Here is a 24,276-nt window from a genome sequence, read left to right on the forward strand (position 1 = left end):
TTATCCCAGCCCCAGACCGCGAATGCTGGAGGTGAGCGTGCCGACGGTAAGCCCCCAGCCATCAATAAGCACAAAAAGCATCAGCTTAAAGGGTAGGGAAACGATCAGCGGCGATAGCATCATCATCCCCATTGCCATCAACACGCTGGCGACGATCAGGTCGATCACCAGGAATGGGATGTAAATCATAAAGCCTATCTGAAAGGCCGTTTTCAGCTCGCTCAGCACGTAGGCAGGAACCACAATGGAGAGATCCTGATCGGCGGCATTCCCTTTCGCATTGGCGATCGTCATTACCTGCGCTATCGCTTTTTTATTCGTCTGTGCCAGCATAAAGCGCTTCAGCGGCGAGGCCGCGGTGCTCAGTGCGTCAGGAAGCGTTATCTGGTCGTTTTCGAAAGGCACCACGGCGTGATCGTAAATGTTGATCCAGACAGGGCGCATAACCAGCATGGTTAAGGACAGCGCAATGCCAAGCAGGATGCGGTTAGGCGGTGTTTGCTGCAGGCCCAGCGCCTGGCGCAACAGAGAAAGAACAATAATAAAACGTGTAAAGCAGGTCATCATTAGCACCAGAGTAGGCAGGATGCCTACCAGCGTCATCAGAAGCAGGACCTGAATCTTGACGCTGTATTCCTGGCTGTTACCGTGCGAAATCACATTCAACAACGGGATATCTCCCCCTTGCGCGCAGGCAAAGGGCGATAGCAGAAGTAAAGAGATACCCACTATAAGAGTGAGTTTTGGAGCGATTTTCATGGTGCCAGGTCGTTGATTTCATGGGTGTTGAATTCAAGGACGCGCAGGCCATATTTTTCATTGACCACCACCACTTCGGCCTTGCCTAACAGGATATTGTTCACCTTAATATCCAGCGGCTCGCCTGCGAGTTTGTCCATCTCAATGACGGTGTCATCATCAATGTTTAGCAGGTCGGACAGCATAACCTCCACTGAAGAGACTTCCAGCGTTAACGTCACCGGAATGCGTTTGAGTAGAGACATGGACTCGGAAAAACGATCCTCTAACCGTGCGACCAGCTTTTCGGTAACTGACGGTGCTGGAGAGGTGCTGGCTTCAGGGGCTAATTCAAAACCTTGCTCTAAAATATCTTCTTGCTTACTCATAGGATTTCTCAGTCTTACTCGTTAACTCGGATAAAAACAGTTTGTCTTTATCTTCTACGATCAGGGCATTAAATAATTCGGATTTCCCGATATAAACAGGGAAACTATCAGGCATCGCAATAGGTAAAATGTCCCCTGGCTTAATCGTTGTCAGGTCGGCAACGTTTAAGGGGATCTCTGCAATCTTGACGTTCATGGTCAGTGGTAGCGTATTGATAATTTCTTTTATCAGCGTTTTTTTACGCGTTTCAGCATTGGCTTTATCAATCTGCTTTTTTTTATCGCCGTGTTCGCTACGACGAATTAAGTTCAGAATGTAATCGGTGTGTGAATCATCCAGTAAGATTCTAAAACTGCAATTCTCATCATCACCTAATATAAACGTCAATTGATAGGCCCAGTGAGTTTGGACGGTACTGCTATCAGGTTTGAGCGTCAGTGGGATACCTGAGATATTTTTATTAAATATGAGATTGCTAATATCCTGGGCCAGTCTACCTTTCAATCGGATTTCTGTTTTAGTCGGTAAATCATCCTGTGGTTTTTCATCAGCAAGAGATGATACCAAACCATAGAAATTACCTAATAGCATTAACAATAATGCGCGATCGATATCGAAAGCCAGATGGCCGACCTGAGAAACCAATAGCTCAGCGCTTTTATTGATAACATCCATCTCACAATGTATTTTTCTGAGTGTTATATTTGTGCGATGTTTTTTTAGGAAATAGTTTCCGAGATGTGATTCAATTGTATCAAAATTACCTGTGAACATAGTCGGTAAACGATGATATGGACGCCCAAGTCGGTTTCCTTCAAGTTTAAAGATCCCGGGCGTTTGACTATATTTCAGCATGGTACACTTTCTCAGCTGTAATTTTTGGAGCGGATGAATTGAGATCAAGTCCCGCGGTTATCAAAGAAAATACAAATCCATTTAATTTATTGCTCATCCTTGACGCTATTCTCATATTGTTGGAGTCCATTAGGTATGAAATGCGTTGCCTACAATCTTCTCTGATGTAGGGCTGGATATTAGATAGTTTGTCCTGTTTCTCTGCAAGTTATTAATGGCGTTGAACTGTAATTAAAAAATAATTAATTGTATAAGTGCGATGTTTCTCTCTCTCTTGGTCATACCTTTCATCTCATTCTTGGTGCTTGTTTTTCACTCTGATTTCTGGTTAACTCATTGTTTTTTATGTGATAATATTTTTATAATCTTTTAATTTAAGATTGTTAACAGGACTAGTGGTAGTATTTTTTTAGGAAAAACCTTACTTAAGTTTAGTCTTTGGTAGGCCGTTATTGGGATAACGGTAAAACATGAGCAAGGATGGGATTGAAACATGGCACGAGCGATATCTATTATTCGGTAATTGTGCTTTGGAATGATTTGTATATTTCTCGTAATGGATGTTAACTTTACTTCTAAGTGTAAAATAATCATGTTTGAACTTATTGCCGAAGCGGCTTCCAGCATCAATGCCTTTGCACTGGCCAGGCGTATTGCCGCTTTTAATGTGCCTGTCCTTATTCATGGTGAAACGGGTACAGGTAAAGAATGTGTTGCAAAGTTTATACATTCTATTGCGTTCGCGCAGGAACCCTCCGCACCTTATATTGGTGTTAACTGTGCCGCTATTCCTGAGAATATGCTTGAAGCGACTTTGTTTGGCTATGACAAAGGTGCATTTACGGGGGCTGTAGCGACCGTACCAGGGAAAATGGAATTAGCCAATAATGGTACATTACTGCTTGATGAGATCGGTGATATGCCTTTAGCGCTACAGGCAAAGATATTACGTGTATTGCAGGAGCAACAGGTTGAGCGTTTAGGCAGTAATCGTGTAATCCAACTTAACTTCCGCTTAATTGCGTGTACGAATAAAAATCTTGAGGAAGAAGTGGCTGCAGGCCGTTTTAGAGAAGATCTCTATTATCGGATGTCGGTTATTCCTGTAACCATGCCGCCGCTGCGTGAGCGCATGGAAGATATTATTCCATTGGCTGAATCCTTCATAAAAAAATACTCAACGGTGCTGGTCAAGAATATCAAACTCTCTGAGTCCTCGCGCCGTGCATTACTCAGCTATGCATGGCCGGGCAACGTGCGTCAGCTCGAAAACGCAATTCAACGAGGGATGATCCTTAATCGTGATGGGGTGATATATCCCGATACTTTAGGTCTGCCATCAGTGGGATCGGATTCCTGGAGCGAGCCGGAATGGCAGCCTAAACCGAACCTGCAAATTACCCACAGCGACAACCTGGGCCAGCATGGGCGCAGTGCGCAGTATCAATATATCGCCGACCTGATGCGCAAATATCAGGGCAATAAAACCAAAATTGCAGATTTATTAGGAATTACCCCGCGCGCGCTTCGCTATCGTCTGGCGTCAATGCGAAAACAGGGAATCGAAATCTTCTCCTGAATCCGTCTGTGGTACAGAGAACGCATTTTTCATTTTAAGAGTAGGTCATGAGCATAAATACGATAGCCCCAGCCAGTACGATGCAGACGCAGATGATGCAGGACATGCAGCAGATGAAAGCGGTCGCCCAGGCACCCGTACTCTCGCCGATGCAGATTAACGCCGTCGGCGCGCAGTTGGCATCATCTCCGGTCTCATTCGACCGTGTCCTGCAAGGCGCACTCAATCATGTTGATCAATTTCAACAGGTTGCGGAGCAAAAACAAACGGCCATTGAGATGGGAAAAAGCGATGACCTGGCAGGGGCAATGATCGCCAGCCAGCAGGCATCGTTATCGTTCTCCGCACTGGTGCAGGTACGAAATAAAGTCGCTTCCGGATTCAATGACCTGATGAGCATGTCAGTCTAACGTTATGAATGAATTAATAAAAAAAATCACTCAGTTTTTACCGTCGTTCTCTTTCAAACTGGATGGTAATAAACGACTGGCGTTACTGGCGGCCGCCGCTATTGCGGCCACGGCTATTATTGTCAGCGTGCTGTGGAACGGGAACCACGGCTATGTTTCGCTCTACGGTCGCCAGGAGAATCTCCCGGTTTCGCAGATCGTCACCGTGTTAGATGGCGAAAAGCTGGAATACCGTATTGACCCTGAAAGCGGGCAAATTCTGGTGCCGGAAGATGCGCTTTCCAAAACCCGGATGGCGCTCGCAGCCAAAGGCGTTCAGGCGATGTTGCCCAGCGGTTATGAACTGATGGACAAAGATGAAGTGCTGGGTGCCAGCCAGTTTGTACAGAACGTCCGTTATAAGCGGAGTCTGGAAGGCGAACTGGCGCAGAGCATCATGACGCTGGATGCTGTCGAAACCGCCCGCGTGCATCTGGCGCTGAATGAAGATAGCTCATTTGTCGTCAGCGACGAGCCGCAAAACAGCGCTTCGGTTGTTGTTCGCCTGCATTATGGCAGCAAACTGGATATGGACCAGGTTAATGCTATCGTGCATCTGGTATCCGGCAGTGTCCCCAATCTGAATGCCTCGAAGGTCAGCGTTGTCGACCAGGCGGGAAATTTACTGTCCGACGGCATTGGCGCAGGTGAAGCGATTTCTGCGGCAACGCGTAAGCGCGACCAGATCCTGAAAGATATTCAGGATAAGACCCGCGCCAGCATGGCGAATGTCCTCGACTCCCTGGTCGGGCCGGGAAATTATCGGGTGAGCGTGATGCCGGATCTCGATCTGAGCAATATTGACGAAACCCAGGAACATTACGGTGATACGCCGAAGGTTAATCGTGAAGAAACGGTTCTTGATAGCGATACCAACCAAATTGCCATGGGCATTCCCGGCTCGCTAAGCAACCGTCCTCCGCTGGCGGCAAATCAGATCGGAAATGGTGCCAACCCGAATACGCCTGAGGAACCTCGCGAACCTGCTGCCCTGTCGAAGCACAGTGAAAACAAGCGCGACTACTCCTGGGATCGTAGCGTTGAGCATATTCAACATCCTGGATTTGATATCAAGCGTTTGAACGTGGCGGTGGTGCTCAACCAGAGCGCGCCAGCGTTGAAAAACTGGAAGCCGGAACAAACTACGCAGCTGACGGCGCTGTTGAATAATGCCGCCGGGATTGACGCTAAGCGTGGCGATAATCTTTCACTCTCGTTGCTCAGTTTTGTTGTGCAGGCAACCCCTGTCGAGCCAGCGCTCCCACTCTGGAAGGATGACAGCATTCTGGCATGGGTACGTCTGATTGGCTGTGGCCTGCTTGCTCTGCTGCTGCTCCTGTTTGTGGTTCGCCCGGTAATGAAACGTCTGACCGCAGAACGTCGCCGGACTTCGGCACCAGAGCTGGCGCTGGATGCCGTACCGATAGCTATTCCTGCGGATAAACCCCATTTTGCGGCTGCTGAAGATGAACGCAAAAATATCGAACTGCCTTCTTTCCCTGGCGACGACAGCCTGCCTTCGCAGAGCTCCGGTCTGGAAGTGAAGCTGGAGTTCCTGCAAAAACTGGCGATGAGCGACACCGATCGCGTAGCTGAAGTTCTCAGACAATGGATAACCAGCAATGAGCGAATTGACAACAAGTAACGGCGGAAACAACAGCTACCTGGAACAGGCCGCAATTTTATTGTTGTGTCTGGGCGAGGAGGCGGCTGCCACGGTGATGCAGAAGCTCAGCCGCGAAGAGGTGGTTCGTCTGAGTGAAAATATGGCACGTCTGTCTGGGGTGAAAACCAGCATGGCGAAAAAAGTAATCAATAACTTTTTTGATGAGTTTCGCGAGCAGAGCGGCATCAACGGCGCGTCGCGTTCTATGCTGCAAGGGATCCTCAATAAAGCGCTGGGAACAGAAATCGCCAGCAGCGTGATCAATGGGATCTACGGCGATGAGATCCGCTCCCGAATGGCGCGTTTGCAATGGGTAGAGCCGCGTCAACTGGCGATATTGATCTCAGAAGAACATTTGCAACTGCAGGCCGTATTTCTGGCCTTTTTGACACCGGAGATCTCCGCCACGGTGCTGTCCTATATGAGCGAGTCGGTGCAAAACGAGATCCTCTATCGGGTTGCCAAGCTGAACGATGTGAACCGCGATGTTGTGGATGAACTGGACCGTTTGATTGAGCGCGGACTGTCGGTGCTGTCCGAACATGGTTCGAAGGTGAAAGGCATCAAGCAGGCGGCGGATATCGTCAACCGTTTCCAGGGCAACCAACAGCTGATCCTCGATCAGCTTCGCGAACGCGATGAAGATGTCCTCGAACAGTTGCAGGATGAAATGTACGACTTCTTTATTTTGAGTCGCCAAAGCGACGAAGTGCGTCGCCGGCTGCTCGACGAAGTGCCGATGGAAGACTGGGCGGTGGCGTTGAAAGGCACCGAAGCGCTGTTGCGTCGTTCTATTTATGCCGTCATGCCTAAGCGTCAGGTGCAGCAGCTGGAATCGATTACCTCACGTCTTGGCCCGGTACCAGTCAGCCGTATTGAACAAATCCGCCGTGAAATTATGGGGATTGCCCGTGAGCTTGAAGAAGCGGGTGAAATTCAGCTACAGCTATTTGCTGAACAGACTGCGGAGTAAAACATGGCGATTGAAACCATTCGTGGTCGTTACCGACTGCACCGCTTTCCTCCGCGTCAGCGTCATCTACAGTCTGAACAGCTTACACCGGGGATCACGCCGGCGGATTATCAGCGCCAGTTAATGGACGGTTTCCAGGAAGGGCTGCAAAAAGGCTTCGAGCAGGGTATGACGGAAGGTCAGGAGCAGGGCTTTCAGGAAGGGCATCAAAAGGGCCACGAAGAGGGTACGCGCCAGGGATATACCGAAGGCAGCCTTGCGGGTCAGCAGGAAGGGCGTAAGCAGTTTACCCAGGCAGCACAACCGCTGGATGGCATCTCCGGCAAAGTGAATGACTATCTGGCGCACATTCAGCGTAAACAGCGGGAAGATCTGTTGCAGCTGGTTGAAAAGGTCACCCGTCAGGTGATTCGCTGTGAACTGGCGCTGCAACCGACACAGTTATTATCGCTGGTAGAAGAGGCGATCTCGGCCTTTCCGACCACGCCCGAGTCACTACAGGTTCTGTTGAGTAACGAAGAGTTTAACCGTATCAAAGATGCCGCGCCGGAAAAGGTCACCGAATGGGGGCTGACGCCATCACCTGATTTACATGCGGGTGAGTGCCGGGTGATTACCGATAAGTCCGAGCTGGATATTGGCTGCGAGCATCGGCTTGAGCAATGCATGACGGCACTCAAAGAGACACTGCTGCCGGAGCCGCAGGGTGAGTGACCTTTCCGTCTTTGACAACGCGCTGCGCTCCATTGAGTCGATACCGCTTGCCCGGGTTGCCGGGCGACTGGTAAGGATGAACGGCATACTGCTGGAGAGTGTGGGCTGCCCGCTAATGACCGGGCAGTTGTGTCGCGTCGAAAGCGCCAACCATACGCTGATCGATGCGCAAGCGGTTGGTTTCAACCGCGATATTACCTATCTGATGCCCTTCAAACACCCCGTCGGTCTCATGGCGGGCGCGCGCGTATTCCCCGAAGAAAAAGCACAAGAGATCCTGATAGGCGAAAGCTGGTTGGGTCGGGTGGTGAATGGTCTGGGCGAACCGCTGGATGCCAAAGGGCGCCTGACCGGCAATGACGTGCTGCCACCACAAGCGCCGTCGATTAACCCCCTCACGCGTCGGTCGGTGAATCAACCGCTGGACGTCGGTGTAAAGGCGATCAATGGGTTACTGACCATCGGTAAGGGCCAGCGCGTAGGGTTAATGGCCGGTAGCGGCGTAGGGAAAAGCGTGCTGTTAGGGATGATCACCCGCCAGACCAAAGCCGATATCGTCGTTGTTGGGCTCATCGGTGAGCGTGGTCGTGAAGTGAAAGAATTTATCGATCACTCGCTGGGCGCGGAAGGGCTGGCAAAATCTATTATTGTGGCGGCTCCCGCGGATGAATCGCCACTCATGCGCCTAAAGGCGACAGAGCTTTGTCACTCGATTGCCGCCTGGTTTCGTGACCGTGGTCATCACGTACTACTGCTGGTGGATTCGTTAACGCGTTATGCCATGGCGCAGCGTGAAATTGCCCTCTCATTGGGTGAGCCACCGGCGACCAAAGGCTACCCGCCATCGGCGTTTGGTATGATCCCGAAACTGGTGGAAAGCGCGGGCAACAGCGAAAGCGAAGGGTCAATGACCGCCATTTACACGGTACTGGCAGAAGGGGATGATCAGCAGGATCCGATCGTTGACTGCGCACGTGCGGTGCTTGATGGACACATTGTTCTGACCCGCAAACTGGCGGAGGCTGGCCATTACCCGGCTATCGATATTGGACAGTCAATTAGCCGATGTATGACCCAGGTGACTCCCCATGAGCACCAACAGTCGGCCCGGCTACTCAAGCAAAACTATGCCGCCTATATGGAAATTAAACCGCTGATCCCGCTAGGTGGATATGTGGCAGGCGCCGATCCCGGCGTCGACAAGGCCGTTAAAGTGTTCCCCGCCATAGAGCGCTTTCTGCGTCAGGAAGTCAGCGAACCCGCTTCCCTTGAACTGGTGCAAAGCCGCTTGCAAACCCTTTTCCCGGTGGCTAAGAAGACGGAAGGTAAATAATTATGCGGCAAATTATTGATACCCTGGCGCAACTGCAGCGTCTGCGGGATAAATCAGTAAAAGACATGACGGTACAGCTGGCTAAGCAGCAGCAGGTTTGTACGGGGTTTGAAAATAACATCAAAGCTCTCGGCTATCTTATCCAAAAAACCGGTACCGGCGTTGATGCCCCTTCTGTTGAATCACTCAAAAATGTGACCGGATATAAAGGTACGCTGCGTACGGTCATTGCCTGGCAAGAGCAGGAAAAAACGCTGGCGAAAATCAAAGAATTACGTATTCAGAAAAACCTGGTGTCGGCGGCGTGTGAAGAGAAAATTGTCGCCATGACGCTGGATGATAAACGTTACGAGCTGAGCAATGAGGCGCTGGTAAAAGAACAAAAAGCTGTGGATGAAATTGCTGCGCAGTGCTGGTTAAGACAGAAGACGCTGGGACTGGTATGAAAACAATAATTACTTTCGGCACGTTTGATGTATTTCACATTGGTCATTTACATATTTTGCAGCGCGCTGGGCAGTTGGGAGAGCGGTTGATTGTCGGCGTCTCTTCCGATGCGTTAAATATGCAGAAAAAAGGCAGGATGCCGGTCTACAGCCAAAGCGATCGCATGAGGATTGTTGCCGGGCTGAAATGTGTGGATAGCGTGTTTCTCGAAGAGTCGCTGGAGAAAAAAGCGGATTATATTCGCCAGTTTAAGGCTGACACACTGGTAATGGGCGATGACTGGGCCGGGCGCTTTGACAGTTTCTCTTACCTGTGTGAAGTGGTGTATTTTCCCAGAACGCCTTCGGTATCCACCACCTCAATTATTGAGGTGGTTAAAAATGGGACCTGTATTACTACTGGTATTGAATATCCTGTTTTTTCTTATAATCCAGATGCTACCGAATTACTCTAGCTTGAATAATGGGTGCTTAAATGCGTAAAAATATTGTCTTCCTCCATATGGAAAGCCTTAATCAGCAGGTTTTTGCAAATCGGCAGTGGTTTCCAGCAATTAATTTAATATATGGGAAGTCTCTGCGGTTGACTCGTTTTATTTCGAGTGCTACATCAACTTTTATGGCCTTGAGTGACATGTTGCATGGGGATGATATGTTGCTGGAGCACAATGAAAACTATGATGACAATATGACTGTAAATAAATCTTGTCGTAGTATTTTTGATATTCTTGAAGAGAATGGGTATGAAACATTGGGGACGGAATCCCCTACTGGATGGGATAGATTTAATCATATCTGGAATGATCATAACGATAAGAAACAGCAATGGGATGATGTTTGTCATGACATGATGGAGAAAATTGAAGATAAACTCAAAAATTTAAAAGCTCCATTGGGTCTTTATTTTTGGAATCCAACTAGCCATATTTGTTGTTATGATAAGTATAAGTTTGCTGAACATGGTTTTGATTATTGGCGAAGAGGATGGTCTAATCTTGATCGTTCAATAAATGAATTAATTAGACTCCTTTTAAAATATAATCAACTTTCGAATACTATTATTGTAGCATTTGGAGACCATGGCGATGATTTTTGGACGCATGACAGTAATGGCGGGTTTGCTCATGCGATTGAACCATATATACCTTTAATTCATACTCCAGCATTTATTTTTGGAACAGGTATGCCGGCTAATGATGTTAACCATTTGGTTAGTATGGTTGACTTAAAAAAAATATCACTTCAACTGCTTAATATACCAGATAATGATTCCGTTTCTTCACCAACATATACATTGAGTGGCGGGCGAAAATATTGTTTTAGTAGAAATATATCTGCGGCTCAGAATGATAGCAAAAAAAATGATTTACGAAAAGGCTATAGCATAACATCAGATTATCTACATTTGATGAAATTAAGAGGTAAGTATGAACTTTTTTCCTGGAATTTAGACCCATGCAATCATTTTAATCTGCTAAAACTGTTTTCTGTAAATAAAAATGACCAACTGATCTATACTCCAGATAAATACATGAAAAAGTCACATGAAAAATGCCATGTACACTATAAAAGTATAATTTATTCTACGACGATAGACTATATCACTGAAAGTTATAGCAGAATGAAACAAGAGTTGGATTCTTTTATTGAAAGAAAAAATAATTATTAGCATGAAATAGCAAAGATTAAAAATTTATAGCCAGTGTTAATTATAGGTATTGTATGAATAAAAATAATTGCATTATCTGTGGCACAGATATGGAGTTTTACTTTAATAAGGAAAAATACCGCTCTTTATCTCTTGCCAGTTTTACTCGTTCTCTTGGTCCAATCAAATACTATAAATGTCCTGCTTGTGGTTTTGTTAGTTCCAGAACACATCAGGAATTAAGTGTCGAGGAGTGGAGTAATTTGAATATGAGTTTTCATCATTATAATGAAAGTTGTGATCGGGAATCACTTGGTTTCAATCAACCCCCTTACGCAGAGCAAGCCTTTATGATTGAACTGCTCGCGAAAAATGATATTGTCAATGCAAACGCTATTCTAGATTATGCTGCTGGATATGGCACTCTTAGTAATGTTAGTCGTAAGTATTTTGGTCGAGAAATCAATTGTTATGATAAGTATGTCATTAATGCTGAATTGAACTATATTAAGAACCCTCAACAAAAAAAATGGTCAATGGTGATAAATTCCGCGATGTTTGAACACATTCTATATAGGGAGGATCTTGAAGCTGTAAATGATTTAGTTTCTGACACAGGATCATTATTTGTTCATACAGTTGTGGTGGAAGATATTCCTAACAATCCAGACTGGTTTTATATAGATGTTCCAGTACATACAGCAGTACATACTAATCGAAGCATGGAGGTTTTGATGAAGCAATGGGGATTTAGTTCCTCAATTTACAGTCCAAAAAGCAAATCATGGGTATTCTTAAGAAAAAATTATGATGAAATAAAACCAACTATTGATAAGATAAATAAAGAATTGCAAACTGAATATTTATTTGGAAAAAAAGGGTTTATGGACTATTGGAAAGTAGCCTGTTGATTTTTATCTATCTCCCCGCCAATATACTGGCGGGGGATAATGTATGTAGTCAGATGCTCATGATTCGATAAGTATTTCAATCATGCTAACATCAAATACAGGAATATCTTTATTTTTAGATACCTCTGACCGCTCACTGAAACTGTCATCAATGAATATAGCATTAGATTCGAGAATGTAATCGCTTTTTTTATCATTACAGTTTATTTTTGAAATTGTTTCAAAAATACTATGGATGCGACGTTGTTGCAGTTCATGAGTAATATTTTTAGCGTGGCGGGTAATTAAATGTATTTTTATTCCATGATTAATGCATTGATATAAAAAGGTAACTATGGGTAGGCATAACTTGTTTTTAACAACAATAGTGTCATCATAATCTATATAGACATGTTCAAAATTGATATTGTGTTTATATTTGTTTGATAAACTCCTTGTGATTTGAATATCTTTATAGGTTGGCAGAATGTTAATATCAGTTCGCATGCTTTCATAAATAGTAAGCATCGAAAAATTTATTCCAGCAACCCTGTTGAGCGCCATAGTTCCTGCGATACGTGGAGCAACCTCCAGTAATGTTAAAACACCTGAGGTAGAACGCTTCAACTGAAAAAACCATGCGCCGTAAAGCTGTAATTGCTGAGAAATAGCGCGAGCATAAGTTTCAACTTCCGGCAGGCTGACTAACGTTGAGGTCATCGCAATTCCGGCACGTATTCGCGAGCGTACGCGAGGCTGGCAGAACAGTAACCCGCGAGCGCGATCGGAAAAACAATCAACGGTAAACTCATCCCCATTTAAATATTCGCAAACAATCAGGTTATCTCTTTCTGCCTGCAATGATGTCAGCATTGCTGGTGTATCAACACGCACGGCTCCCTGTGCTCCCTGACCACGATCCGGTTTAACAAATACGGGCCATTGTTCGATCTCAGTAACGTCGTTAAAGATCCGCGGGGTGGGAATTGAATGTTTCAGAACCTGGTATGTTTTACTTTTAAAGCGCGTAATTTGGCATGTTTTCTGCGATGGACAGAGTACCGTGGCGGAAAGTGCCTCCCGGTTTTCAGACAGAAAAAGAAGAGCGTCATCATGAGCTGGGAAAATATAATCAATGCTTTCTTGTAGAAGTAATGCCTGCAAGGCGAGTAACCCGTCCTGATGTGTAACATCAGGCACGATATGGTATCCGCATGCGTAATGGCGGGCATGGCTATCGTAGTCGGCACCGGCTAACACCAGGTTAATGTTTTTTTCGTATTGGAGAGAGAGATAGATCTCTCTGCCAATCTCGGTCCCCGCAGGGAATATAAGGACATTGATCATGAGGTAATCAGCTCGATAATGGTACTGAGTTCGACGGATGTCATATCAGGATAAATCGGCAGGCAAAGCACCTGTTCGGAGATTTGGTTCGCAACGCTCAATGTCTCTTTATTGGCGCCAGACATGTTTTTGTACATGTTGAGATTAGACAGCAATGGATAGAAATAACGTCGTGTTAAGATATTATGACTTTTTAGATGATCATATAACGCATCTCGTGACATTTTATAGTCAGGGCGGACCAGTATCGGGAAATAACTGTAGTTGCTCTTGTGATTAGCATTACTTGCAGGAATGAAGATCCCTTGCGTATTGGCTAGATGCTCTCGATAACACCGATCTATTATTTGGCGTTTAGATATCGCCTCATCAATATACTTTAATTGCAAAAGACCAAAAGCAGACTGAATTTCATTCATTTTTCCATTGAAGCCGGGGGCTACAACGGTTAACTCATCAGCAATACCGAAGTTTTTCAGATAATCGATTCGTTGCTTTGTTTTTTTATCGTAGCTAACGATAGCACCACCTTCAAATGTGTTGAAGACTTTGGTTGCATGGAAACTCAGTACGGAAAGGTCACCATGACGCAAAATACTTCCTCCAATATCTTCTACAGCAAAAGCATGTGCTGCATCATAAATGACGGGAATACCGTAATTATTAGATATTTTTTCAATTTCAGTGGTGTTACAGGTTTGGCCGTAGACATGCACCGGCATGATCAATCCTGTTTTGGGGGTAATGGCAGATTCAATCAGATGTGGGTTGATATTAAAGCTGTGTGGATCAATATCAACAAATACCGGTGTTAATTGATTCCAGAGAATGCTATGCGTTGTGGCAACAAAAGAATAAGGGGTAGTAATGACTTCCCCCCTAATTCGCAACGTTTGCATCGCGGTGATTAGTGCGATGGTGGCATTACAAAATAACGAGATATAAGGTACATTCAAATAAGAGGCTAGACTTTCCTCTAGCAGTTGATGCATGATGCCATTATTTGTTAATTGCTTACTTGACCAGATTTCCTGTAGAAATGGCATAAACTCCTCCAAAGGAGGAAGGAAAGGTTTGGTAACTGTGATGATGTTTTTTTCTGCTTGTTTCATAACTGAAAGTCCTGAGAATAATTCTCGCTAATATATAGATATTGTTCTGGTAGTCGGTGTTTCAGGCTGATAAGGATAGTGCTCCTTATTCTACTATCAGTAATGCTTTTTAATGCAGCGGAGTATAGTTTAGGTAATACCTTGAGGCGTATATCACAATGAATTATAGCTTGTAATATATGATACTGAACTTTACTCAGGTCTCTGTTCTGAATAGCTACCAAAAATCCCTGAAAATGTAATAATGGATCGGTTGGCTGTCTAATCAATAGTTCGTTAATATCGTCTTTGGCCAGTGTATGATTGGGATGGGCATACTGTTTCCAGCGATTGTTCATCGCATCTACCCAGGCATCTTCATGTTTCCACTGATTAATGATCATCATTCTGTTTCGGTACATTAATTTGCTATTATCTTTTCTGTACCAGGTATTATTGTCATGTCGACGGTAGTAAGCAACTAAACGTCGGGATGAAATAAAATGGCCCTGCCGGGAAAGTTTCAAAAACATATCCCAATCCTCCTGTACCAGGTCTGGAGGAGAACGTTCTATCTTTAAGTATGCCTCGCGACGAATTAATGAACCGATATAAAGACTAAGATTCCCTGAAACAAGTAAATGATGGAAAACATCGCCATCAAGAAATAAATCACTGTAGGGAAAATGTGAACCGTTAGGCATAATGACCTGAATGGCGCTATAGCACATTACGCAATGCGGGTTTTTCTCTAAGATATTAACCTGATGAGAGATTTTTGTGGGGGCAATAAGATCATCTGAGTCGACGACGGCAATATATTTTCCCGAGGCCATATTCATTGCTTCTATGATCGGTTTGTCACCAATTTTATCCTTCTGAGAGTAATAGTTAGTATTTCGCAGTATCGTTTTGCAATTATATTTCTGCTGATATTTTTTTATGATATCGACAGACTGATCGGTAGACGCATCATCGACGATGATAACTTCGGTATTTTTCCATGTCTGGTTAAAGACGCTATCCAGCGCCTCTTCGAGGAAAGCATCGTGATTATAGCTGGTAACGATAATACTCACTAAAGGTGTTGGCATAGATTAATCTCTGGCGAAAATTATTGTGTAATCAACTAAATAACTTCTGTTGCAGACTAAGTAGCAACGTATTGTTTTGCTTCGGGGTTTCAATGACGTTCACAATCTCCTGCGCAGCCCTCTCACCCGCCTTACCATCCATAAACGCATCGCAATAGCGGTGGCGAATGTCGTCCAGGGGAGCTTCCAGCGAACCCCAGTCAAAAGTGTCAGATAGCGCGGTGCGTAATGCCTGCATATCGTGTGCAACCGGGAGAATGTCCCGAATACGCTGATCGGCGCTATCTGGTGTGGAGAAACTTTGTTGCCCATCCAGTAGTGAGGTCATACCAGGCCAGCTCAGTAAAATGACGCGTTTATTCATATGAATCGCATCAAAAATAAACCCGCTGCTATCCGTCAGGATGTAATCCGCGCGTGCAATGAGCGCCAGTAAGTGTTGAGGGTTATCGACTCTTTTCTTTAAAAACCGCTGCGCTAATGCCAGAGAGGCGGCTTCTTCCGGTCTGTGCAGGGTGCCATGATGCAGTTTGGTGACGACATTGTATTCATGGCTTAATCGGCTGAGCGATTCGGCCCACTGCGGAAGAGAGCTTAGTGCGCCATAGGTTGGCGCATACAGGATGGTCGGTTTTTTCGCATCCAGCTTCAGGCTTTCTGGAAGCGTTTTATCATAAGTCGCGTTATGCCACTCATCGAAACGGGGATTACCCACCACTTTTGCACTGCCGCCGATATCGAGCGCCTGCTGGCTATAGTCGCTGTAACAAAGAATGCGATGATAGAAAGCGTTCCACCAGGCATGATTCCACTCCTCTTTTGCCAGCCCATACATCGTGCGTACCTGAACATCCGCCAGCCCGTTCAGTAACGGCGTGTAATAAGGGCTAACCAGGCATTTATAGCGCTGATGTTTCTTAATAACTTCAGAAAGGCGCGCCCCGCCCAGCGCGGGGTCGTTAATGGTTTTCAGCGTTGCGGTCATTTCATCGAGAAACGATTTGTGTATTTTGTCGCTCACCAGCAGTGAACAGGTATGACCCATTCCCTGCAGCGCGGTAATAATCGGACGATAGACCGCATAATGCAGCGACGTTTCCATATAGAAGCCAATGGCGTCGTGAGATGTGGAGGTCAGGCGAATCGGATGCTGGACAGGATCGTTGAGTTTGTCTGGATTTTTATTAATTTTATTGAAGTAATAACCAATATTATCGGTGTCTTTCTTCTCTATATCGCTATATCCCGCGCGTTGGTAGCAAATGCTGGGATAACAGGAGAGCCATTTATCTTCACGTAGCAGCGGTTGCCATTGCTCTTCAACGGTATCTGAGAGGTCATGCTCCATTTGCTGAGCCAGCCTCGGGTAATAACCGCTGTTGACCAGATAGGCACACACCTTATTGCAGTCACGGGCATGGATCATGCCATTGAGGCTTTTTAGTTCGTTACCGCGTTTAATTTCCCCTCCAAGGATAACCACTTCCCATGGAAAATTGGGCAGCGCATTCAGCAGTGAATTGAGTACTCGAATATGCTTTTCCTGTTTCAGGATCACGCTATCGTCTTCGAGTAACAGGTAGTTTTTCCAGCCCTTAAGCTGCGCCAGTTGCAGCGCCTGTCTATGAGACTGGCGGCGACCCGTCTGTCCGTTGGTGGCAACACTGGCGGCCAGACGGGTTATTTTTTCCGCTGGAAAATTGAGTTGTGCCAGTTCTTGCTGAATAAGCGCCAGACGATCCGTACGTGAATCCAGATTCACGATCACCACCTGATCGATATAATCCCACGCGATCGGTTGGTTATGCGTGGCGTTATGCAGGCTTTGATACCAATTTTTGAGCATTGGGTCTGCAACAGACTGCGTCAGCGGCGTATCCAGAGCTTCGCTTGTCCCCAACACAAAATCTTTATCAAACGTATTGTGGCTGTGTGAGATACAAATAATGGTGCGATCGCCCGGTAATTGCAGTGGGTTAGCAGTGAATTTATGGGTGAATCCCTCTTCTTCGCCTAAGTTGCACTCATCATCGTAGCGGTGCTTTTTCAAATAGTTTCGATGATAGCAAAAGGTGCCATTAAGAATATTTTGTGGGCCAAAACTGCGGGTTTTGAAGATCCGGTTTATGTGGCTGTACCAGATTGGAATCTGATCGGAACCGGATATTAATGCGCGGTGGCGCTGCATCATCTCAATGGTGTAAGAGATTTTATCTGCCGGATAATAGTCGTCATCATCCATACAGAGAATATATTCCCCTTGGGCCAATCCATTGAGCATATTGCGCTTTTTACCCAGATCGAGTTTTTCCGGGTGATAAATATAGCGAATATTAAATTTCTCGGGATGATTCTGCGTCAACCTGTCGATGATCGACTGGTGGCTCTGGGGGGAATCATCGAGGATCACCAATTCCCGGCGGTCGGCGGGATAATCCTGATACCGGTACATGTACAGTAAGTAGGGTAAAAATGCGGCGCGGTTCCACGTTGGGGTGATGACGCTGACAAAGGGCTTTTCGCGGCCAGTATCCAGGGTTTTGACAATGCCAGTCAGGGCGGCGTGTGCTTTTGAGGATTTTGACATTTTGATGTGTATTCGCGGTTCGAAAAAGGACCGGGCATGACGCCCGGTCAACAGGCGCTAACGTGTAAGCAGGGAAAATGCCGAGAGCAGATGGTCTCCCGGCAGTAGATTCTGAATCTGTTGACGTACTGATACGGCATCGCTGCTGTTTCGCCAGTCTTCAACTATCGCGAACAGGGCATAAATATCGTCATGACTGAGCTCGGAATCATCCATTGTCCACAGACAAAATAATGTACGAATCATAAAGACATCGGCGACCAGCCAGAAGTGACGCTGGAGGGCGCTTTCGCTGTCATGTTGCGGGAAAACATCATGGTAAAGGCGATAAATCAGGTAGTTACTGAAAATCCACGGCGCTTGCGCGAAATAGCGTTCATCGGTTTTCAGCCATTGATCCTGGAGCTGCTGCTGGAGTAAGGCTTCGCTGTTAGCATCTTGCAGCATCAGCAGGCTTACCTGCAGAGGTAATGTCAGTTTACGCGTACTTTCCGGCAGCAGATCCCAGTTGAATTCACAGCTGCCCATGCGGGTGATGAATTCACGCTGAAGCTGGGGCAGGCTGGGCAATTGTGCAAACTGTTCCTGCAGTTTTCCCTCTTGCACGTAGTTCGCCAGAATCTGCGGTAGCGAGGCCAGTTTCTCCAGAACCTCTTTATTGTCACCGGGGCATTTATCGGAAAAAGAGAGCATGATGCCCAGCGCATACAGGCGCAGCTCCGGCGACAAACCGGGGAGGGTGATGGTATTCAGGGCTGACTGATTTAACACCTGATCGCGTGGCGATAGTGCCGCGCTTTGCGCGTCAGATTCACATTGCGTGGTATGCAGGATAAAAGCGTTGGGATCGCCTAACGCAGCCTGACAGCTTGCCGGGGAGGTGAGCGCCAGACTCTGACGAATTTCCGTGTCCCAGCACAGTCTGACATGTAACGCAGAATCCGGCTGACGGGATAAAAACAACCGGACAAAGTCAGGCTCATAGCAGTCAATCATACTCATAATCTGTTCTCAGCAATCCCAATATTCTAATCTGGCTAATGCAATATCCATGCCTGAATTATATTTTTAATTATATCAACGAGTTGAGTTTTGCGCGGAAAGCTCGTTTCCGCGACGAGGAAGGAAGTTTTAACGGTGGTAAATAAAATCTGGCTCAGTGCCTAAAAAGGTCTGAATAAATTCATACTGGCGGATCAGCAGCTCGCCGTTCTTTTCGTTGTAGGCTTTGCAGCGTTCTGCTTTTTGCTCAAGATTTTGCCACCAACCGTGTGCGGCATTTTTTTGCGGCGTGGGTAACCAGCTAAACACCTGTTCCAGCCCGGCGCGATTGATGCTCACGCCCAACATTTGCAGGATTGAACGACGCTGCTGGCTGCTGTTTTTCAACTGCTCATAGTGCTGTTGAATGATGTCATTTACCGCCAGTAACTCTTCGCTGGCGCGACGGATCATACACAGACGCTGTTGCTCAAGCTGGGCCCGAAGCGTGTCATACAACATCTCGTCTTCACGAATGCCCTGAAGCAGGCTCTTCACCTGCTGTAGCCTGGTGCTCACTTTTCTGGCCTCTTATTTCTGAAAAAAGCTGAGCATATCGCCAGCCAGTTGATCGTTATCAACCTGCATGTCGCCTGAGGCCAGCATGGCCTGCATTTGCGCCACTTTGTCGTAATCAACATCGCTTTGCGTATCGCTGTCCAGCGTTTGCTGTGCCGTTTGCAATCCGGCCTGGGTAATATCATCGGCGGAAATCACCGTGGCACTGGTCGTGCTGGTCGGGGCGCTGCTCTTGTCTGAACGTTCCGTTCCGCTCGCCGTTGTCGGGCGATCGCCTGGCAGAGTAGGTGTAATTTTCATATCAACCTCGTACATCTTCCGTTGGGCTGTTTATCTGTTATTGGGTATAAGCGACTGCTCCGCGGGAAAACTTTAATCCCGTCACAAAAAATCGCCTTACTGCTCTGTCGCAAGCGTAGTGACCACACCCGTATCATCCACCACGCCGCTGATTACCCGCTGGCTGCTGCTGTTACGGATTTTTATCACATCCCCTTTACGACCATTCTTCAATGCCACCCCGGGCATGGAGGCGGTGATCCCTGCCGTACGGGACACGATCATCACCGGTTGGTCGCGTTTGACCAGTACGGGCAGGACCAGTTCGCTGCGGGTAAGTGGTTTGCCTGGCTGCAGGGCGCGCTTACTGGTGAGACCAATGGCCTCATCCATATTCATCATCAGCCCTTCGCGTTGACTGCTGATATTGAATTTTTTGAGCTGCAGGTCGTCGGCGGCGATCACCGTATCGCGTGCAATCAGCGATTTTGGCATCACTACCGGAACCGACACGTCGGGACGCACCGCAACGTTGAATTGCCAGCCCGCGCTGCCAGGGCAGCTCACGACAAAATTCATTCGCGTTAGGGCCTTCTCCGCAGAAGCGCTGGAGGTGACCTGTGGTGGCGAAGGGCATAGTGCGCTGGTGCTTACCGCGGAGGGGATATAGATATTGAAGGTGTAGCGATAGTCATGCCATTGCTGCTTCTGCGCTAAAGCGTCAATGACATGGCTGGCGGCATTGAGTACCTGCGCGTTGATTTGCTCCCGGGCGCTGTGCTGAACGGGATGCACGGCGGCGTGCACGGGTAAGGCACAGCATAACGCCAGCAGGATTTTCGCGACAAAGGGGAAAGAAGATTTCCTTCGGGGCATCGGTAATTTCATAAAATCATTTCTCATCAATCACTTAAAAGTTGGCATATATATTGCTTATAACAGCAATATTGATGCAGGAGTGACGTAAGAAATGGGAATCAGTTTTCAGCAGGCATTGGGTGTACATCCGCAGGCAGTGAAGTTACGTCTTGAGAGGACCGAGCTACTGACTGCGAATCTGGCAAACGTCGATACACCAAATTTCAAAGCTAAAGATATTGATTTTGCCGCTGAGATGCAACGGGCAAGTCGATCAAATGTTTTGCCCGAGGTTGACGTGAAATACCGCGTACCCATGCAACCCTCAGAGGATGGCAATACCGTTGAGCTGAATACCGAGCAGGCCCGGTTTTCGCAAAATAGTATGGATTATCAAAGCAGTCTGACCTTTTTGAACCTGCAACTTAGCGGTGTCAAAGAGGCCATTGAAGGGAAATAACGATGTCGTTTACTGATATTTATCAGATTTCCGGTTCGGCAATGACGGCGCAAACCATTCGCCTGAATACCGTCGCCAGTAACATGGCGAATGCGGAATCTCCGGCCAGCAGCGAGGCGCAGGCCTACAAAGCGCGCAGCCCTGTGTTTGCTGCGGTTTACAACAATAGTCTGATTGGTGGGCACAACCGTCACGCCATTGATGGCGCCAGCGTTCAGGTCCAGGACGTGATGCAAAGCGGCGGCGCGGTGAAGCGTTATGAGCCTCATCATCCGATGGCGGACCAGAACGGCTACGTCTGGTATCCGGATGTCAACGTGGTCGAGCAAATGGCTGACATGATGTCTGCCTCGCGCGATTTCGAAACCGATGTTGATGTGCTCAATAACGTCAAAAGTATGCAGCAAAGCTTACTCAAACTGGGAGAAGTGTAATGAATACCCTGGCTCTGTATGCCCAATCTCAGGTGCTGACTTCCTCTCAGGAGAAGACGGCGGTTGCGGAAAATAATGTAAGCACCACGTCGCAAAGCACCAATCTTGGAGACAGCAGTTCTGCGCCAACGACCGACACCAGCGGTACCAGCGGCACCAGTGGTACCCCAACGACGACGACGTCCACGGAAACCTCTGCGGTCGATACGTTCCTGACGCTGTTCGTGGCGGAAATTGAAAACCAGGACCCGACCGATCCGACCGATCCAACCGCCTACATCGACCAACTCTCCTCAATGGCGCAGGTCGCCATGATGGAAGAGATGAGCGTTCAGGCGAATACCAATGCCGTACTGATGAGCAACATTCAGGTCATGGCGCTGGGGAATCTGGTCGGCGACGACATCATGGTGCAGACCACCACGCTGGATATTGCAGACAACACGAAAGATATCCAGGGCCGCGTCACGCTTGACGATAGCTGTACGGATGTTGATCTGCATTTCACCGATGAGGCCGGCGATGACTACACCGTATCGTTGATCCCTGAAGGGGAAACGTCCGTAGGGCCAGGGTCGGTTGATTTCGATATTAACCCTGCTGATTACGGTATTCCGCCGGGGGATTACAGCGTCTCGGTCGTAACTAATACCGGGGAAGAAGAAGTGCCGATTGAGGTGACGGGGGAGGTTGAAGATGTGCGCATTCCGCTTGATGGCAGTACTCCGGTACTCAACATTGACGGCGTCGGCGAAGTGCCTTTCACCATGATAACCCAGTTTGGCGTACCGGATAGCACCGATGACACCACGCCGCCTGATACTGACGGCGGCGATAACGCCGACAGCAATACCGTCATCTGATCTAGTTAATATTACAGGAACAAACAATGAGTTATGAAATTGCAGCGACGGGGCTGAACGCCGTCAACGAACAACTTGATGGGATCAGTAACAACATCGCTAACTCCGGTACGGTCGGTTACAAATCAATGACCACCCAGTTCTCCGCGATGTACGCCGGGACGCAGGCCATGGGCGTAAGCGTGGCGGGTTCCGCACAAAGTATTTCCAGCGGCGGCTCGATGGTTTCTACCGGCAACGCGTTGGATCTGGCGATCAACGATGATGGCTTTTTCGTCATGTGCGACAGTGCGGGCAACATTTCCTATACGCGCGCCGGGTCTTTCGTTACCGATAAAAACGGCTATATCGTCAATGCGTCCGGTGATTATCTGCAAGGTTATCCGGTCGATGACAGCGGCACGCTGCAAACCGGTACCGTGACCGACATTCAGATTAAAACCGGCAACATCCCGGCGCAGGCCACCGACAGCATGACCTTTACGGCCAACTTTGATGCCAGTGATGACATTATTAGCCGTACAGGTGACTCTACGGCTGACCCTGCAGTACCTGCTGTGCCCTTTGATCCGAACAACAGCGATACCTACACCGACAGCTACACCACCACCGTGTATGACTCACTGGGCAATGAGCACTCGGTCAGCCAGTACTTTACCAAAACGGCGGATAACACGTGGGAAGTGCAGTACACCTTTGATGGCGAAGCGCAGAGCGGCGTGCCACCGACTACGCTGACGTTCGATCAGAATACTGGCAAGCTGACAGACCCGACCACGCCGCAAACCATCACCTTCACCACCGACGAAGCCGCACCGATCTCGATGACCGTTGACTACTCTGATTGTACTCAATACGGCTCTGATTTCTCGGTCACCACCAACTCCGCAACCGGTTATGCCTCCGCAACCCAAAACGGCGTGCAGGTTGATGACGACGGTAAAGTGTACGCCACCTACAGCAACGGCGAGCGCATGTTGCAGGGCCAGGTTGTGCTGGCGACCTTCCCGGACGAGAACGGACTGGAAGCGGTAAGCGGTACTGCCTGGGTACAGACGGGTGAATCCGGTACGCCGCTGATCGGCACTCCGGGTTCCGGTTCCTGCGGCACGCTTTCTTCCGGCATGCTGGAAAGCTCCAACGTCGATATCACCAACGAACTGGTCAACCTGATGACGGCCCAGCGTAACTACCAGGCGAACACGAAAGTGATTTCGACCAGTACGCAGTTGGATCAGGCTCTCTTCCAGGCGATGTAAGGCGTTAAGAAATGGATCGGTTGATATATACCGCACTGAGCGGAGCCACCCAGACGTTGCAGGAGCAGCAGATTAGCGCCAACAACCTCGCCAACGTGAACACCAATGGTTTTCGCGCCGATATGGCGATGGCGAGTAATGACAAGGTGAAGGGCGGCGGGTTCGATACGCGTTTTATGGCGAAGGAAAGTCCAAGCGGCGTCAATGACAGTACCGGTGTGGCGGAGAAAACAGAGCGTCCGCTGGATGTGTCTATTCAGGGTACTGGCTATATCGCTGTGCAGGATAAAGCCGGAAACGAAGTCTATACCCGTAACGGCAATATTCAGCAGGATGACCAGGGGCAACTGACCATCGACGGCAATATTGTCCTTGGCGATAACGGCCCGATTATTTTGCCGCCAAACGCAATTGCCTCTTTCGGCAGCGACGGCACGCTTTCAGTCACGCCCGATGATGGTGATGTCACCGCCACAATGGATATCGACCGCCTGAAGCTGGTGGATATTCCGGTCGCCAATCTGGCGAAAAACGGTGAAGGCATGCTGGTGACGGCAGATGGCGTACCGGCGCAGCGCGATGAAAACATCAAAGTGAGCGGCGGTTTTCTGGAAAGCAGCAATGTGTCTGCGGTCAGCGAAATGATGTCGTCCATTGCGATGAACCGCCAGTTCGAAGCGCAAATCAAGATGATGAAAACCGCTGAAGATCTCAGTGACTCGGGCAACAGGCTGTTACGCGGCTCCTGAGTCGCTGCCTTTAA

26 protein-coding genes are annotated in these 24,276 nt (G+C 47.8%); 15 read left to right on the top strand and 11 right to left on the bottom strand.

The genetic code is table 11. The annotated features are described in order from the left end of the window. The 3 genes from fliP to JQ822_RS21955 are packed head-to-tail and all read right to left on the bottom strand — an operon-like array spanning position 1 to position 1,983. Complete coding sequence (gene fliP / locus JQ822_RS21945) at positions 1-759, bottom strand: flagellar type III secretion system pore protein FliP (RefSeq protein WP_213135238.1); 759 nt, start codon at positions 757-759, stop codon at positions 1-3. Continuing rightward, positions 756-1,127, bottom strand: coding sequence for a FliM/FliN family flagellar motor switch protein (locus tag JQ822_RS21950; protein WP_213135239.1), 372 nt, complete (start codon positions 1,125-1,127; stop codon positions 756-758). Before JQ822_RS21950 ends, fliP begins: the two co-directional genes overlap by 4 nt. Next, positions 1,120-1,983 (bottom strand): FliM/FliN family flagellar motor switch protein, encoded by an 864-nt coding sequence (locus JQ822_RS21955; protein WP_213135240.1) that lies wholly within the window; start codon positions 1,981-1,983, stop codon positions 1,120-1,122. The genes JQ822_RS21950 and JQ822_RS21955 overlap by 8 nt, the downstream gene beginning before the upstream one ends. 592 nt (positions 1,984-2,575) lie before the next feature. On the opposite strand from JQ822_RS21955, the gene JQ822_RS21960 reads away from it, so the two are divergent. The 10 genes from JQ822_RS21960 to JQ822_RS22005 are packed head-to-tail and all read left to right on the top strand — an operon-like array spanning position 2,576 to position 11,702. Continuing rightward, positions 2,576-3,562, top strand: a complete 987-nt coding sequence (locus tag JQ822_RS21960; protein ID WP_213135241.1) for a sigma-54 interaction domain-containing protein — start codon at positions 2,576-2,578, stop codon at positions 3,560-3,562. A gap of 47 nt (positions 3,563-3,609) precedes the next feature. Further along, on the top strand, positions 3,610-3,972 hold the full coding sequence (locus JQ822_RS21965) for a flagellar hook-basal body complex protein FliE (protein ID WP_213135242.1): 363 nt from the start codon (positions 3,610-3,612) through the stop codon (positions 3,970-3,972). 4 nt (positions 3,973-3,976) lie between these two features. Continuing rightward, a complete protein-coding gene (gene fliF / locus JQ822_RS21970) occupies positions 3,977-5,656 on the top strand; it encodes a flagellar basal-body MS-ring/collar protein FliF (protein ID WP_213135243.1) in 1,680 nt (559 codons plus the stop codon). Next, on the top strand, positions 5,634-6,650 hold the full coding sequence (locus JQ822_RS21975) for a flagellar motor switch protein FliG (RefSeq protein ID WP_213135244.1): 1,017 nt from the start codon (positions 5,634-5,636) through the stop codon (positions 6,648-6,650). Before fliF ends, JQ822_RS21975 begins: the two co-directional genes overlap by 23 nt. 3 nt (positions 6,651-6,653) lie before the next feature. Beyond that, entirely contained in the window at positions 6,654-7,364 is a 711-nt protein-coding gene (fliH, locus tag JQ822_RS21980; RefSeq protein ID WP_213135245.1) for a flagellar assembly protein FliH, read from the top strand. Further along, a complete protein-coding gene (gene fliI, locus JQ822_RS21985; protein WP_213135246.1) occupies positions 7,357-8,697 on the top strand; it encodes a flagellar protein export ATPase FliI in 1,341 nt (446 codons plus the stop codon). The genes fliH and fliI overlap by 8 nt, the downstream gene beginning before the upstream one ends. A 2-nt stretch (positions 8,698-8,699) precedes the next feature. Beyond that, positions 8,700-9,143, top strand: a complete 444-nt coding sequence (gene fliJ / locus JQ822_RS21990) for a flagellar export protein FliJ (RefSeq protein ID WP_213135247.1) — start codon at positions 8,700-8,702, stop codon at positions 9,141-9,143. After that, a complete protein-coding gene (locus tag JQ822_RS21995) occupies positions 9,140-9,598 on the top strand; it encodes an adenylyltransferase/cytidyltransferase family protein (RefSeq protein WP_244849084.1) in 459 nt (152 codons plus the stop codon). Before fliJ ends, JQ822_RS21995 begins: the two co-directional genes overlap by 4 nt. Positions 9,599-9,618: 20 nt before the next feature. Then, entirely contained in the window at positions 9,619-10,812 is a 1,194-nt protein-coding gene (locus JQ822_RS22000; RefSeq protein ID WP_213135248.1) for a sulfatase-like hydrolase/transferase, read from the top strand. Positions 10,813-10,865: 53 nt separating this feature from the next. After that, positions 10,866-11,702 (top strand): methyltransferase domain-containing protein, encoded by an 837-nt coding sequence (locus JQ822_RS22005; protein WP_213135249.1) that lies wholly within the window; start codon positions 10,866-10,868, stop codon positions 11,700-11,702. Between the two features lie 57 nt (positions 11,703-11,759). On the opposite strand, the gene JQ822_RS22010 is transcribed toward JQ822_RS22005, so the two are convergent. The 8 genes from JQ822_RS22010 to flgA all read right to left on the bottom strand — a co-directional run bounded on the left by JQ822_RS22010 (position 11,760) and on the right by flgA (position 20,527). After that, complete coding sequence (locus JQ822_RS22010; RefSeq protein WP_213135250.1) at positions 11,760-13,028, bottom strand: ATP-grasp domain-containing protein; 1,269 nt, start codon at positions 13,026-13,028, stop codon at positions 11,760-11,762. Further along, a complete protein-coding gene (locus tag JQ822_RS22015) occupies positions 13,025-14,140 on the bottom strand; it encodes a DegT/DnrJ/EryC1/StrS family aminotransferase (protein WP_213135251.1) in 1,116 nt (371 codons plus the stop codon). Before JQ822_RS22015 ends, JQ822_RS22010 begins: the two co-directional genes overlap by 4 nt. Further along, on the bottom strand, positions 14,137-15,213 hold the full coding sequence (locus JQ822_RS22020) for a glycosyltransferase family 2 protein (RefSeq protein ID WP_213135252.1): 1,077 nt from the start codon (positions 15,211-15,213) through the stop codon (positions 14,137-14,139). The genes JQ822_RS22015 and JQ822_RS22020 overlap by 4 nt, the downstream gene beginning before the upstream one ends. Positions 15,214-15,244: 31 nt before the next feature. Next, positions 15,245-17,800 carry a glycosyltransferase gene (locus JQ822_RS22025; RefSeq protein ID WP_213135253.1) on the bottom strand — a complete coding sequence of 852 codons (2,556 nt, stop codon included), beginning with the start codon at positions 17,798-17,800 and terminating at the stop codon, positions 15,245-15,247. Between the two features lie 57 nt (positions 17,801-17,857). After that, positions 17,858-18,802 (bottom strand): lysine-N-methylase, encoded by a 945-nt coding sequence (locus JQ822_RS22030; RefSeq protein WP_213135254.1) that lies wholly within the window; start codon positions 18,800-18,802, stop codon positions 17,858-17,860. 129 nt (positions 18,803-18,931) lie between these two features. Continuing rightward, positions 18,932-19,360 (bottom strand): flagellar export chaperone FlgN, encoded by a 429-nt coding sequence (gene flgN, locus JQ822_RS22035; RefSeq protein WP_213135255.1) that lies wholly within the window; start codon positions 19,358-19,360, stop codon positions 18,932-18,934. A gap of 12 nt (positions 19,361-19,372) precedes the next feature. Next, a complete protein-coding gene (gene flgM / locus JQ822_RS22040; RefSeq protein ID WP_213135256.1) occupies positions 19,373-19,660 on the bottom strand; it encodes a flagellar biosynthesis anti-sigma factor FlgM in 288 nt (95 codons plus the stop codon). Between the two features lie 96 nt (positions 19,661-19,756). Further along, positions 19,757-20,527 carry a flagellar basal body P-ring formation chaperone FlgA gene (flgA, locus tag JQ822_RS22045; protein WP_213135257.1) on the bottom strand — a complete coding sequence of 257 codons (771 nt, stop codon included), beginning with the start codon at positions 20,525-20,527 and terminating at the stop codon, positions 19,757-19,759. An 82-nt stretch (positions 20,528-20,609) separates the two neighbouring features. On the opposite strand from flgA, the gene JQ822_RS22050 reads away from it, so the two are divergent. Genes JQ822_RS22050 through JQ822_RS22070 form a run of 5 tightly spaced genes read left to right on the top strand, consistent with a single transcriptional unit; the run spans position 20,610 to position 24,262 of the window. Next, the gene (locus JQ822_RS22050; protein ID WP_213135258.1) at positions 20,610-20,957 is read left to right on the top strand and encodes a flagellar basal body protein; all 348 of its coding nucleotides are present in this window, start codon (positions 20,610-20,612) and stop codon (positions 20,955-20,957) included. A 2-nt stretch (positions 20,958-20,959) separates the two neighbouring features. Further along, positions 20,960-21,391, top strand: a complete 432-nt coding sequence (gene flgC / locus JQ822_RS22055; RefSeq protein WP_213135259.1) for a flagellar basal body rod protein FlgC — start codon at positions 20,960-20,962, stop codon at positions 21,389-21,391. Beyond that, a complete protein-coding gene (locus JQ822_RS22060; RefSeq protein WP_213135260.1) occupies positions 21,391-22,254 on the top strand; it encodes a flagellar hook capping FlgD N-terminal domain-containing protein in 864 nt (287 codons plus the stop codon). The genes flgC and JQ822_RS22060 overlap by 1 nt, the downstream gene beginning before the upstream one ends. Before the next feature lie 26 nt (positions 22,255-22,280). Then, on the top strand, positions 22,281-23,513 hold the full coding sequence (flgE, locus tag JQ822_RS22065) for a flagellar hook protein FlgE (protein WP_213135261.1): 1,233 nt from the start codon (positions 22,281-22,283) through the stop codon (positions 23,511-23,513). A gap of 11 nt (positions 23,514-23,524) precedes the next feature. Next, positions 23,525-24,262, top strand: coding sequence for a flagellar basal body rod protein FlgF (locus JQ822_RS22070; protein ID WP_213135262.1), 738 nt, complete (start codon positions 23,525-23,527; stop codon positions 24,260-24,262). Positions 24,263-24,276 lie beyond the last annotated feature (14 nt).

Source organism: Citrobacter sp. FP75, from assembly GCF_018342065.1.
Lineage (GTDB): Bacteria > Pseudomonadota > Gammaproteobacteria > Enterobacterales > Enterobacteriaceae > Citrobacter.

What these genes read in the sequence shown, in the direction of transcription:
- fliP (WP_213135238.1), bottom strand. Translation starts at nt 759, where the DNA reads ATGAAAATCGCTCCAAAACTCACTCTTATAGTGGGTATCTCTTTACTT.
- JQ822_RS21950 (WP_213135239.1), bottom strand. Translation starts at nt 1,127, where the DNA reads ATGAGTAAGCAAGAAGATATTTTAGAGCAAGGTTTTGAATTAGCCCCT.
- JQ822_RS21955 (WP_213135240.1), bottom strand. Translation starts at nt 1,983, where the DNA reads ATGCTGAAATATAGTCAAACGCCCGGGATCTTTAAACTTGAAGGAAAC.
- JQ822_RS21960 (WP_213135241.1), top strand. Translation starts at nt 2,576, where the DNA reads ATGTTTGAACTTATTGCCGAAGCGGCTTCCAGCATCAATGCCTTTGCA.
- JQ822_RS21965 (WP_213135242.1), top strand. Translation starts at nt 3,610, where the DNA reads ATGAGCATAAATACGATAGCCCCAGCCAGTACGATGCAGACGCAGATG.
- fliF (WP_213135243.1), top strand. Translation starts at nt 3,977, where the DNA reads ATGAATGAATTAATAAAAAAAATCACTCAGTTTTTACCGTCGTTCTCT.
- JQ822_RS21975 (WP_213135244.1), top strand. Translation starts at nt 5,634, where the DNA reads ATGAGCGAATTGACAACAAGTAACGGCGGAAACAACAGCTACCTGGAA.
- fliH (WP_213135245.1), top strand. Translation starts at nt 6,654, where the DNA reads ATGGCGATTGAAACCATTCGTGGTCGTTACCGACTGCACCGCTTTCCT.
- fliJ (WP_213135247.1), top strand. Translation starts at nt 8,700, where the DNA reads ATGCGGCAAATTATTGATACCCTGGCGCAACTGCAGCGTCTGCGGGAT.
- JQ822_RS21995 (WP_244849084.1), top strand. Translation starts at nt 9,140, where the DNA reads ATGAAAACAATAATTACTTTCGGCACGTTTGATGTATTTCACATTGGT.
- JQ822_RS22000 (WP_213135248.1), top strand. Translation starts at nt 9,619, where the DNA reads ATGCGTAAAAATATTGTCTTCCTCCATATGGAAAGCCTTAATCAGCAG.
- JQ822_RS22005 (WP_213135249.1), top strand. Translation starts at nt 10,866, where the DNA reads ATGAATAAAAATAATTGCATTATCTGTGGCACAGATATGGAGTTTTAC.
- JQ822_RS22010 (WP_213135250.1), bottom strand. Translation starts at nt 13,028, where the DNA reads ATGATCAATGTCCTTATATTCCCTGCGGGGACCGAGATTGGCAGAGAG.
- JQ822_RS22015 (WP_213135251.1), bottom strand. Translation starts at nt 14,140, where the DNA reads ATGAAACAAGCAGAAAAAAACATCATCACAGTTACCAAACCTTTCCTT.
- JQ822_RS22020 (WP_213135252.1), bottom strand. Translation starts at nt 15,213, where the DNA reads ATGCCAACACCTTTAGTGAGTATTATCGTTACCAGCTATAATCACGAT.
- JQ822_RS22025 (WP_213135253.1), bottom strand. Translation starts at nt 17,800, where the DNA reads ATGTCAAAATCCTCAAAAGCACACGCCGCCCTGACTGGCATTGTCAAA.
- JQ822_RS22030 (WP_213135254.1), bottom strand. Translation starts at nt 18,802, where the DNA reads ATGAGTATGATTGACTGCTATGAGCCTGACTTTGTCCGGTTGTTTTTA.
- flgM (WP_213135256.1), bottom strand. Translation starts at nt 19,660, where the DNA reads ATGAAAATTACACCTACTCTGCCAGGCGATCGCCCGACAACGGCGAGC.
- flgA (WP_213135257.1), bottom strand. Translation starts at nt 20,527, where the DNA reads ATGAAATTACCGATGCCCCGAAGGAAATCTTCTTTCCCCTTTGTCGCG.
- JQ822_RS22050 (WP_213135258.1), top strand. Translation starts at nt 20,610, where the DNA reads ATGGGAATCAGTTTTCAGCAGGCATTGGGTGTACATCCGCAGGCAGTG.
- flgC (WP_213135259.1), top strand. Translation starts at nt 20,960, where the DNA reads ATGTCGTTTACTGATATTTATCAGATTTCCGGTTCGGCAATGACGGCG.
- JQ822_RS22060 (WP_213135260.1), top strand. Translation starts at nt 21,391, where the DNA reads ATGAATACCCTGGCTCTGTATGCCCAATCTCAGGTGCTGACTTCCTCT.
- flgE (WP_213135261.1), top strand. Translation starts at nt 22,281, where the DNA reads ATGAGTTATGAAATTGCAGCGACGGGGCTGAACGCCGTCAACGAACAA.
- JQ822_RS22070 (WP_213135262.1), top strand. Translation starts at nt 23,525, where the DNA reads ATGGATCGGTTGATATATACCGCACTGAGCGGAGCCACCCAGACGTTG.